This window comes from uncultured Cellulomonas sp. (assembly GCF_963527515.1).
GTDB lineage: Bacteria > Actinomycetota > Actinomycetes > Actinomycetales > Cellulomonadaceae > Cellulomonas.
Genome location: NZ_CAURTV010000112.1, coordinates 1 through 11064, shown reverse-complemented (window position 1 = coordinate 11064; position 11064 = coordinate 1). Strand labels below are relative to the sequence as shown.

Annotated in this window: 10 protein-coding genes; all 10 read right to left on the bottom strand. The window is 72.1% G+C overall.

The window, feature by feature from the left end:
• On the bottom strand, nucleotides 1-508 hold a 508-nt coding region (locus RYN42_RS17630; RefSeq protein WP_315098123.1), incomplete at its 3' end, for an RDD family protein.
• Nucleotides 498-1505, bottom strand: a complete 1008-nt coding sequence (locus RYN42_RS17625) for a polyprenyl synthetase family protein (RefSeq protein WP_315098122.1) — start codon at nucleotides 1503-1505, stop codon at nucleotides 498-500. The genes RYN42_RS17625 and RYN42_RS17630, both read right to left, overlap by 11 nt.
• A gap of 47 nt (nucleotides 1506-1552) precedes the next feature.
• Nucleotides 1553-3247: an NADH-quinone oxidoreductase subunit NuoN gene (gene nuoN / locus RYN42_RS17620; RefSeq protein ID WP_315098120.1), complete on the bottom strand. Its 1695-nt coding sequence runs from the start codon at nucleotides 3245-3247 to the stop codon at nucleotides 1553-1555.
• On the bottom strand, nucleotides 3244-4779 hold the full coding sequence (locus RYN42_RS17615; RefSeq protein ID WP_315098118.1) for an NADH-quinone oxidoreductase subunit M: 1536 nt from the start codon (nucleotides 4777-4779) through the stop codon (nucleotides 3244-3246). The genes nuoN and RYN42_RS17615 overlap by 4 nt, the downstream gene beginning before the upstream one ends.
• A gap of 15 nt (nucleotides 4780-4794) precedes the next feature.
• Complete coding sequence (gene nuoL / locus RYN42_RS17610; protein WP_315098116.1) at nucleotides 4795-6780, bottom strand: NADH-quinone oxidoreductase subunit L; 1986 nt, start codon at nucleotides 6778-6780, stop codon at nucleotides 4795-4797.
• An 8-nt stretch (nucleotides 6781-6788) separates the two neighbouring features.
• The gene (gene nuoK / locus RYN42_RS17605; RefSeq protein WP_315098114.1) at nucleotides 6789-7088 is read right to left on the bottom strand and encodes an NADH-quinone oxidoreductase subunit NuoK; all 300 of its coding nucleotides are present in this window, start codon (nucleotides 7086-7088) and stop codon (nucleotides 6789-6791) included.
• Complete coding sequence (locus RYN42_RS17600) at nucleotides 7085-8026, bottom strand: NADH-quinone oxidoreductase subunit J (RefSeq protein ID WP_315098112.1); 942 nt, start codon at nucleotides 8024-8026, stop codon at nucleotides 7085-7087. The genes nuoK and RYN42_RS17600 overlap by 4 nt, the downstream gene beginning before the upstream one ends.
• Nucleotides 8023-8817, bottom strand: coding sequence for an NADH-quinone oxidoreductase subunit NuoI (gene nuoI, locus RYN42_RS17595; RefSeq protein ID WP_315098110.1), 795 nt, complete (start codon nucleotides 8815-8817; stop codon nucleotides 8023-8025). The genes RYN42_RS17600 and nuoI overlap by 4 nt, the downstream gene beginning before the upstream one ends.
• Nucleotides 8810-10174: an NADH-quinone oxidoreductase subunit NuoH gene (nuoH, locus tag RYN42_RS17590; protein WP_315098108.1), complete on the bottom strand. Its 1365-nt coding sequence runs from the start codon at nucleotides 10172-10174 to the stop codon at nucleotides 8810-8812. The genes nuoI and nuoH overlap by 8 nt, the downstream gene beginning before the upstream one ends.
• A partial coding sequence (locus RYN42_RS17585) for a molybdopterin-dependent oxidoreductase (RefSeq protein ID WP_315098105.1) occupies nucleotides 10171-11064 on the bottom strand: 894 nt, incomplete at its 5' end. The genes nuoH and RYN42_RS17585, both read right to left, overlap by 4 nt.

Sequence of the window (11064 nt, the reverse complement as noted above, 5' to 3'; positions counted from 1 at the left end):
GACCTGTGGAGCGCGCGGTGGCGAGCGCCGGGCCCCGGCGGACCGCCCGCGCGCGGAGCACCACCGTCCCGGCCGCCCGGTCGTGCCAGCCGCGCTGCGCAGGACTCCGGTCCCACGCCCCCGAGGCGACGACCACCCACTGCCCGACGACGAGCAGCAGGGCGCCGGCGCCCACCACCACCTGGCGGAGCAGGACGGCCCCCAGCCCCGCGGGACGTCCCGTCGTCGCCGAGAGGGTGCGGATGCCGGTGACGGCGTTGCCGACCGTGGCACCGGTGCGGGCCTCCGCGACCCACTGCGCGACCGCCGCGACCGCGGCGAGCAGGGCGGGGGCAGCAGGGACGTCGGCGCGGATCAGGGAGCCGACACCGACGGCGGCCAGCAGGACGAGCGTGTCCAGGACGTACGCCAGCACGCGCGTGCCGACCGGGGCGACCGACCCAGGGGTGATCGGGACGGGCCCGACCGGCGCGCCGGGGCGCGCACGTCTCCCGGGCTCAGGAGGCACGGTCCACCAGGGCGTCGGCGAACGAGATGAGGGCGTCCTTGACCGGACCGGCCGGGAGCGGGTCGAGCTCGCGGACGGCGGCCTGCGCCAGCGTGATCGCCCGCTCGCGCGTCTCGGCGACCACTGGGTGCACCCGCAGCGCAGCGACCGCCGACGCCAGGTCCACGTCGGCCGACAGGTCGCCGTCCAGGACGGCCACGAGGCGACGGTCCTCGGGCGTCCCGTCGGGTCCCGCCGCGCGGGCGCGCAGCAGGAGCGCCGGCATCGTCGGCACCTGCTCGCGCAGGTCCGTGCCGGGGGTCTTGCCCGTCACGTCGCCGTCGGAGGTCAGGTCGATGACGTCGTCGGCCAGCTGGAACGCGACGCCGATCTTCTCGCCGAACGCGGTGACCGTGGCCACGACGTCGGGCCGGCAACCGGCGAACATCGCGCCGAAGCGCGCCGACGTGGCGATCAGCGACGCCGTCTTGTCCGCGAGCACCTGCAGGTAGTGCGCCACCCGGTCGTCCTCGGGCCGCGGTCCGACCGTCTCGTGCAGCTGGCCCAGGCAGAGCCGCTCGAACGTGGCCGCCTGGATGCGGACGGCGTCGGGCCCCAGACCTGCCACCGTGGCGGAGGCGCGGGCGAAGAGCAGGTCCCCCGTGAGGATGGCGACCGAGTTGCCCCACACCTCGTGGGCCGCAGGGGCGCCGCGACGCAGCGGCGCGGAGTCCATCACGTCGTCGTGGTACAGCGTGGCCAGGTGCGTCAGCTCGACGACGACGGCCGCGTCCACGACCTCCCGCCGGGAGCCGTCACCCAGCTCCGCGGCCAGCAGGGTGAGCAGGGGCCGCAGCCGCTTGCCGCCGGCGTTCACCAGGTGGCGGGACGCGTCGTCGGCGAGGGGGTCCACGTTGGTCACGGCGTCGCGCAGGCGCTCTTCGACCAGCGCGAGCCGCACGGCCAACCGGTCGGCCAGGTCGGGATCGGCCAGCGGGAAGGCCGTCAGGGAGGTCACTGCTAGAACCTATCCCGGCGCGGCGATCCTGCCGGACAGGCGGACGGTCACGGCAGGAAGGTCGACACGGTCGCCACCAGGTCCAGCACCGGTGACGGGAAGACGCCCAGGACGATCGTCAGGACCGCGCACAGGGCGATCGCCACGACGGCGAACCCCTCCGACCCGACCACCGTGGTGGTCACGGCCGACCTCGTCTGCACCACCGGCGCCGCCTCGACCAGGACCGGCGGGTCGCCGAGCACCGCAGCGGGCTCTGCGGCCGGTGCCGCGGCGCCCGTCGCCTCCTCGTCCGTCCCGGCCGGCTCGGTGAAGAACATGAGCACGATGATCCGGACGTAGAAGAACACGGCGGCGGCGGACGCCAGGACGCCGACCAGGGCCAGCTGCCAGGCTCCGCCCTCGACCGCGGCGGAGAACACCGCGAACTTCCCGGCGAAGCCGGCCGTCAGCGGGATGCCCGCGAACGACAGCAGGAACAGGGCGAACGTCAGCGCCAGCAGCGGGTGGGTGCGGCCGAGGCCGGCCCACTGCGACAGGTGGGAGGCCTCACCGAGCACCGGTCTGGGCCCGTCGCCCTCGGCACCGGCCGCGCGCTCACGCACCAGCCACACGATGCCGAACGCACCGATCGTCGCGGCGCCGTACACCAGCAGGTAGAAGAGGACCGCCACGATCCCGGACTCGTTCAGCGCGATGATGCCCGTGAGGACGAAGCCCGCGTGCGCGATCGAGGAGTACGCGAGGACCCGCTTCATGTCGGTCTGCACCAGCGCCGCCACCGTGCCGACCACCATGGTGAGGATCGCGACGATCCAGAGCACCACGCCGAGGTCCCACTGCAGGCCCGGCACCACCGTGTAGACGAACCGGAGCAGGGCACCGAACGCGGCGACCTTGGTGCACGCCGCCATGAACCCGGTGATGGGCGTCGGGGCGCCCTGGTAGACGTCGGGCGTCCAGGTGTGGAACGGGACGGCGCCCACCTTGAACAGCAGCCCGGACAGGATCAGCACGGAGCCGACGAGCAGCAGGCTGTCCAGCCCACCCGGCACCTGGGTGGCCTCCGCGATCTCGGCGTAGCGCAGCGAGCCGGAGTAGCCGTAGACCAGCACGATGCCGAAGAGCAGGAGCGCGGAGGAGAACGCGCCGAGCAGGAAGTACTTCATCGACGCCTCCTGCGAGAGCAGGCGGCGGCGGCGTGCCATGCCCGTGAGCAGGTAGAGCGGCAGCGAGAGCACCTCGAGCGCGACGAACAGGGTCAGCAGGTCGCCGGTCGCGGGGAAGATCAGCATGCCCCCGGTGGCGAACAGGAACAGCGGGTAGATCTCGGTCTGGCGCACGCCCTTGCGGCGCGCGATCTCCTCGTACTCCGAGCCCGGGACGGCGGCGGCGTTGGGCGCGAAGGCGTCCTCCCCCGTCTCCGTGCGGTCTGCGACGACGAGCAGCGCGAGCAGGGCCAGCAGCGCGATCGTGCCCTGCAGCACCAGCGTGGGCCCGTCGACCAGCAGCGACCCGCCGAGCACCTCGGTGCCGCCGGAGGTCTCGACGCCGTTCCACAGCGCGGCGACCGCGATGACCGCACCGGCCAGCGCGGCCAGCGAGATCGCCAGCTGCACGGTGCGGCGGGCGCGGGCGGGGACGAACGCCTCCACCAGCACGCCGACGACGGCGGCGATCAGGACGATGACGACGGGGCTCAGGGCGGCCCAGTCGACCTCCGGTGCGACGAAGTCGTTCACTGGTCGCTCCCTTCCTCGGTGGCGGCGGTGGCGGGCACGTCCTGGACGCCGACCTGCTCCAGCGTGACGCCGGCGGGCGGGCGCACCAGGTCCAGGGCCGGTCCGGGCACGAACCCGAGCACGACCATGGCCCCGATCAGCGGCGCGACGACCCACTTCTCCCGGGAGCCCAGGTCGGGGGTGCCGACCAGCTCCGGGCGCTCCGGCCCGGTGAAGATCCGCTGGTAGGTCCACAGCACGTAGATGGCGGCGAGCACCACGCCGAGGCTGGCGACGATCGCCGCCGCCGGGTGCCGGGCGAAGGTGCCGACCAGGACGAGGAACTCGCTGATGAACGTGGACAGGCCCGGCAGCGACAGCGCCGACAGGCCGGCCACCAGGAACGTCCCCGCCAGCACCGGCACGATCCTGCTCAGACCGCCGAAGTCGGCGATCTGCTGCGACCCCCGGCGGGCCACGAGGAAGCCGGCCAGGAGGAACAGCGCCCCGGTCGAGAGCCCGTGGTTGACCATGTAGAACGACGAGCCGGCCACCGACGTCGACGTGAACGCGAAGATCCCCAGCACGATGAAGCCGAAGTGCGACACCGACGTGTACGCGATGAGCCGCATCAGGTCCTTCTGCCCGATCGCGAGCAGCGCCCCGTACAGGATCGAGACGACGGCCAGCACGACGATCGCCGGCGCCGCCCAGCGCGACGCGGTGGGGAACAGCGGCAGGCAGAGCGTGAGCATCCCGAACGTGCCGACCTTGTCCAGCACGCCGACCAGCAGCGTCGTCGTCCCGGCGGGGGCCTGCTCCGCGGCGTCCGGCAGCCAGGTGTGCACCGGGAACATCGGCGCCTTGATGGCGAACGCGAGGAAGAACGCGCCGAACATCAGCTTCTCGGTGGTGGGGTCCAGCGCCAGCCCGGTGAGGTTCTCCGTGAGGAAGCCCTGCGGCCCGCCCGGTCCCTGCAGGTACAGGGCGATGACGGCCACGAGCATGATCAGCCCGCCGGTGAGCGAGTAGATGAGGAACTTCACGGCCGCGTACCGCCGCTGGGCGCCGCCGAACATGCCGATCATGAAGTAGACCGGGATGAGCATGGCCTCGAACAGGATGTAGAAGAAGAACACGTCGCGCGCGGCGAACACGGCGACGATGAACGCCTCGAGCAGCAGGATGAGCGCGAGGTACCGGCGCAGCCGGTCGGTGGCGGCCGTGAGGCTGCCCTGCTCCCGCCAGGCGGCGAGCACGACCAGCGGCACGAGCAGCACCGACATGAGCACGAGCGCGAGCCCGACGCCGTCGACACCGACCGCGTAGGACACCCCGAAGGCGGGGATCCAGCCGTGGACCTCGGAGAGCTGGACGGCGCCGGCGTCGCCGACGTCGAAGGCGGTGAGCGCCGCGACGCCGAGCAGGAGCTCGAGCAGCGCCACGCCGAGCGCGACGGCCCGGGCACGGCCGGCAGGGAGCACCCACAGCGCCACCGCGCCCAGCAGGGGCACGACGATGAGGGCGGTCAGCCAGGGGAAGGAGGACGACATCGGTGTGAGCACTCCTCAGTTCTGGATGACCAGGACGACGACAATGAGCGCGACGAGCCCGAGCAGCATCGACGCGGCGTACGACCGGACGAACCCGGTCTGCAGGCGCCGCGCGAGGCCGCCGAGCAGCACGGTCGACAGGCCGACGCCCGTGACGGTGCCGTCGATGGCGGTCCGGTCCGCGTAGACCAGGGAGCGCGTGAGCGCCTGCCCCGGCTCGACCAGCAGGACGTCGTTGACCGAGTCCTGGTACAGGTCGACGCGGGCGGCCCGGGTCAGCGACGTGCCGAGCGGCGGCACCACCGGGACCTGCGAGATCGCGTACCGGCGCCAGGCGATGACGACACCGACGATCACGAGCCCGAGCGTGAGGGCCGTGATCACCCAGATGGGCAGCACCGGCTCCTCGTGCTCCGCGTGGCCGAGCACCGGGGAGAGCCAGTCGACGAACCGGCCGCCCAGGTTGAGGAAGAACCCGAGCCCGATCGACCCGACGGCCAGCACGATCATCGGCCACGTCATGAGCTTCGGGGACTCGTGCGGGTGCTGCGCCTCACCGTCGCGCTTGGTGGACCAGCGGCGCTCGCCCTCGAACGTCATGAAGAACAGCCGCGACATGTAGAACGCGGTGATCCCGGCACCCAGCAGCGTGACGCCGCCGAACACCCAGGCGCGCCACGGCGACCCGTCGACCGGGACGAACGCGGCCTCGATGATCTTGTCCTTGCTGAAGAACCCGGAGAACGGCGGGATGCCGATGATGGCCAGCCAGCCCGCCATGAAGGTCAGCCACGTGATGGTCATGTACCGGGCCAGCCCGCCGAAGCGCCGCATGTCCACCTGGTCGTCCATGCCGTGCATGACCGAGCCGGCGCCGAGGAACATGCCCGCCTTGAAGAACCCGTGGGTGATCAGGTGGAAGATCGCGAAGGCGTACCCGACCGGGCCGAGACCGGCGGCGAGGACCATGTACCCGATCTGCGACATCGTGGACGCGGCCAGCGCCTTCTTGATGTCGTCCTTGGCGCAGCCGACGATCGCCCCGAACAGCAGGGTGATCGCGCCGACGATGACGACGACCAGCTGGGCCGTCGGTGCGGCGTCGAACAGCGGCGCGGAGCGCACGATGAGGTAGACGCCTGCGGTGACCATGGTCGCCGCGTGGATGAGCGCGGACACGGGCGTCGGACCGGCCATCGCGTCGCCGAGCCACGACTGCAGCGGGAACTGCGCCGACTTGCCGCACGCGGCGAGCAGGAGCATGAGGCCGATCGCGGTGAGCGTGCCCTGGCTGATCCCGCCGTGCTCGCCGCTGAGCACCGTGCCGAAGTCCACGGCACCGAACGCCGCGAACATCAGGCCGAGCGCGATGATCAGGCCGAGGTCACCGATGCGGTTGGCGACGAACGCCTTCTTGGCGGCGACCGCGTAGTCCGTGCGGTAGTTCCAGAAGCCGATGAGCAGGTACGACGCCAGGCCGACGCCCTCCCAGCCGACGAACAGCAGCAAATAGCTGTCGGCCAGCACGAGGACGAGCATCGCCGCGACGAACAGGTTGAGGTAGGCGAAGAACCGCCGCCGGTCGACGTCGTGGTCCATGTAGGCCACGGCGTAGACGTGGATCAGGGTGCCGACGAACGTCACCAGCAGCACGAACGTCAGGGACAGCGGGTCCAGCCGCAGTCCCGCGTCGAGGTGGAACGCTCCCGCGTCGATCCAGGTGCCCAGCGGCACGTCGAGCACGCGGGCGTCGTCGGGCCGCTGCAGCATCTCCACGAACAGGAGCGCGGCGACGACGAACGCGGCGGCGGACGCCAGCACGCCGACCCAGTGTCCCCACCGGTCGGAGCGCCGGCCGGCGAGCAGCAGCACCGCGGCGCCGAGCAGCGGCAGGCCGACGAGCAGGGGCGCGAGCAGGAGGATCCCCTCGTCGACCGTCTGCCCCTCGGGCACGAAGCTCTCGGACGGCAGGCTCGCCACCAGAGTTGTCAGGGTGTGCACGTCGCCCCTCAGCTCTTCAACAGGTTGATGTCGTCGACCGAGGCCGAGCGCCGGGTCCGGAAGATGGCCACGATGATCGCGAGCCCGACGACGACCTCGGCGGCCGCGACGACCATCACGAAGAAGGCCATCACCTGCCCCGTCAGGTCACCGTGGATCCGCGCGAACGTCACGAGCGCCAGGTTCGAGGCGTTGAGCATGAGCTCGACCCCCATGAACACGATGATCGCGTTGCGCCGCAGCAGCACCGTCGTCGCGCCGACCGAGAAGAGGATCGCCGCCAGGACGAGGTAGTGGGTCAGGCTCACGTGCCGTCCTCCTGTCCGATGACGCCGGCCGGGCCCGTCGACGGACCGTTCTGGCCGGTGTCGCTCACCGCGGCGCCCAGCTCGGGCGCGTTCACGGGTGCTCCCTGGGGTACGGCCTGCGGCGGTGGGGTGCCCCGACCAGCGCGCGTCCGGGCGGCACCGGCGAGCGCGCGCTCGGTCCGCGCCGCGAACTCCTCGGCGTCGGCCTCCTGCCCGCGGATGCGCAGCACGCGCGAGACCGAGATCTCGATCGGCTCCCCGTCGGGCCCGAGCGCGGGGACGTCCATCGCGTTGTGGCCGGCGTACACGCCCGGCGCCGGCAGCGGGGTGAGGATCTCGCCCGCGGCCATGCGGGCGTCGGCGCGCTCCCGCTGACCGACGCGGGGCGTGAGCCGCTGCCGGTGCGTGAGGACCAGGGCGCCGAGCGCGGCGGTGACCAGCAGCGCGCCGACCACCTCGAAGGCGAACACGTACTGGCCGAAGACGATGTGCGCGAGAGCCGTCGGGTTCTGGTCGGCCTTCTCGCCGCTCAGTCCGAACGGCCTGCCGTAGCTCGCCCGGCCGACCACGCCGGCCAGCACCACGCCCAGCCCGACGCCCGCCAGCAGACCGATCCAGCGCTGCCCGCGGATGGTCTCCACGAGCGAGTCGGAGGAGTCGACGCCGACGAGCATGAGCACGAACACGAACAGCATCATCACGGCGCCGGTGTAGACGACCACCTGGACGACCCCGAGGAACACCGCGTCCTGCGCGACGTAGAGGAACGCCAGCGAGATCATCACGACGATCACGGAGAGCGCCGCGTGCACCGCCTTCTTGGCGAACAGCAGGCTCAGCGCGGCGAGGACCATGATCGGCCCGAGGGTCCAGAACAGCACCGCCTCGGCGGTCGTCGTCTCCCCGGACTCGAGCAGGCTGGTGGCCAGCGCGCTCATCGGGTGCCCTGCTTGGTGGCCGCGGCCACGGTCGCCGCCATCACGGCCGCGGTGCGACCCGGCACGTTGGCCGCGTCCAGGCCGGCTCCGCCGGGCAGCGTCGGGTCGTCCGGGCGGTGCTCGGACACCCAGGCCACCTGCGCCGGCGTCGAGCCCGTGACCTCGCCGCGGTAGTAGTCGGTGTCCGTGGTGCCCTCGACCATGGGGTGCGGCGCCTGCAGCATGCCGCTGCGCAGCGGAGCCAGCAGATCCTCCTTCTCCCAGATCATCCCGGCCCGCGTCGGACCCGCCAGCTCGTACTCGTTGGTCATGGTCAGCGCACGCGTCGGGCACGCCTCGATGCACAGGCCGCAGAAGATGCAGCGCAGGTAGTTGATCTGGTAGACGCTGCCGTACCGCTCCCCCGGCGAGCGCTGGTTGTCCGGGGTGTTGTCCGCGCCCTCGACGTAGATCGCGTCCGCGGGGCACGCCCACGCGCACAGCTCGCAGCCGATGCACTTCTCCAGCCCGTCCGCGTAGCGGTTGAGCTGGTGACGACCGTGGTATCGGGGCTTGGTGGGGGCCTTCTCCGACGGGTACTGGTCCGTCACCGTCGGCCGGAACATGTTGGAGAGCGTGACGCCGAACCCGCCCACGGGGGCGAGGAAGTCGGAGACGGGCCCGCGCGGCTCGATGAGCGACGTGTAGCCCTCGGCAGGGGCCGCGACCTCGCCCCCGCGGGGTGCGGGGGTGACGGCCTTGCCCGACGGGGTCGGCTTCGGCTTGCGGACAGGCTTGCGCTGGTCAGCCACCGTGCACCTCCTGGGTGACGTGAGGGGTGGTCGCGTTCTCGGCTGCGTTCTCGGCTGCGTTCTCGCCTGCGGCCCGCTCGGCCCGCTGCTTGCGCGGCGACGGCGGCAGCACCTGCCCCGGCAGCGGCGGCACGGGGAAGCCGCCCGCGTAGGGGTCGTACACCTGCGGGCCGGGGGGGCGCTCCGGTGCGGTGGGCTGCTTCTTCTCCGGGACGAGGAACGAGACCACGAGCCCGACCAGCACGATGCCGGCGAGCACGAACAGGATCGTGCGCAGGTCCAGCCCGGAGAACTGCCGGACGCCCTGCACGACGCCCACGCAGACCACCCAGCCGAGGGCCGCGGGGATGAGGAGCTTCCAGCCGATCTTCATGAACTGGTCGTACCGGAACCGCAGCACCGAGCCGCGGATCCAGACGAACACGAACATGAGCATCCAGAGCTTGGCCAGGAACCACAGGGCCGGCCACCAGCCCGTGTTGAACATGCCGTCGTTGATCGCCGAGATCGGCCACGGTGCGCGCCAGCCGCCGAGGAACAGCGTGGTGGCCACGGCCGAGACGTTGAGCATGTTGATGTACTCGGCCAGGAAGAACCAGGCGAACTTCATCGACGAGTACTCGGTCATGTAGCCGGAGACCAGCTCGCCCTCGGCCTCGGGCAGGTCGAACGGCAGGCGGTTGGTCTCGCCGACCATCGAGATGACGTAGATGACGAACGCCGGCAGCAGCGGGAGGAACCACCAGACCGCGGTCTGCGAGGTCACGATCTGCGAGGTCGACATCGACCCGGCCAGGATGAACACGCTGACCAGCGAGAGGCCCATCGCCAGCTCGTAGGAGATCACCTGCGCGGTCGAGCGCACGGCGCCGAGCAGCGGGTACGTGGACCCCGAGGACCAGCCGCCGAGCACGATCCCGTACACGCCGACCGCGGCGCACGCGAGGATGTACAGCGCGGCGACGGGGAAGTCCGTGAGCTGCAGCGGCGTGACGATGCCGAACAGGTTCACCGACGGGCCGAACGGGATGACGGCGAACGTCAGCAGCGAGCAGAACACCGCGATCATGGGCGCGACGATGTAGACCAGCTTGTCCGCGGCCTTGACCGTCATGTCCTCCTTGAACAGGAGCTTCATGGCGTCCGCCAGGGACTGCAGCAGGCCGAACGGACCGTGCACGTTGGGGCCGGGCCGCACCTGCATGCGGGCGACGACCTTGCGCTCGAACCAGATGGCGATCAGCACGCTCGTCAGCAGGAAGACGACGATGGCGACGGCCTTGATCAGCCAGATCCACCAGGTGTCGTTGCTGAAGTCGGCGGTCACCGGCGCGATCGCCTCGGCGGGGAACCTCATGCGCGGGCCTCCAGGTCTGCAGGTCCGGCCGCGAGGCGCACCACGTGGCCGCCGTCGGCGTGCAGGGCGTCGCGGACACCGGCGCCGACCGCGTTCGTCGGCAGCCACACCACGTGGTCCGGCATCGCGGTGAGCACGGCGGGCAGCGTGAGCGACCCGGCGTCGGTGGACACGGTGAGCGCGCCGCCGTCCTCGACGCCCACCGCGACCGCGGTGGCGGCCGAGATGCGCGCCACGGGACGCTTGGCGGTGCCGGCGAGGAACGGCTCGCCCGACTGCAGGCGGCCGCCGTCCAGCAGCTGGTGCCACGTGGCCAGCACCGCGGTGCCCGGGGCCACGGCCGGCGGGTCGGCGGCGGGCACGTCAGGGGCACCGACGCGGGCACCGTCCCAGCCGCCGAGCTGGTCCAGCTCGTCGTGCACGGCGGTGAGCGTCTGCAGACCCAGCTCGACCCCGAGGGCGTCGGCCAGCCGGTCCAGGACGCGGTGGTCGGCCATCGAGTGGGACACGAGCGCCTGCGGGAACGGGCGCGGGCGGCCCTCCCAGGTGACGAACGTGCCGGCCTTCTCGGTGGGCGGCGCCACCGGCAGGACGACGTCCGCGCGGTCGGTGACCTCGGAGCGCCGGACCTCGAGCGAGACCACGAACGTGGCCCGGTCGAGCGCCTCGCGGGCGATCGCGGGGTCGGGCAGGTCGGCGAGCTCGAGGCCGCCGACGACGAGGCCGCCGAGCAGCCCTGCGCGCGCTGCGGCGAGGATCTCGGTGGTCGACCGGCCGGGCTCGGCGGGCAGGTGCTCGACGCCCCAGACCGCGGCCAGGTCGACCCGGGCAGCCGAGTCGGCGACCGGGCGGCCGCCGGGCAGCAGGGAGGGCAGCAGCCCGGCCTCGAC

Bases quoted from the DNA above. Each gene is read 5' to 3' on its own strand.
- nuoH (WP_315098108.1), bottom strand. From the start codon at position 10,174: ATGAGGTTCCCCGCCGAGGCGATCGCGCCGGTGACCGCCGACTTCAGC.
- RYN42_RS17615 (WP_315098118.1), bottom strand. From the start codon at position 4,779: ATGTCGTCCTCCTTCCCCTGGCTGACCGCCCTCATCGTCGTGCCCCTG.
- RYN42_RS17600 (WP_315098112.1), bottom strand. From the start codon at position 8,026: ATGAGCGCGCTGGCCACCAGCCTGCTCGAGTCCGGGGAGACGACGACC.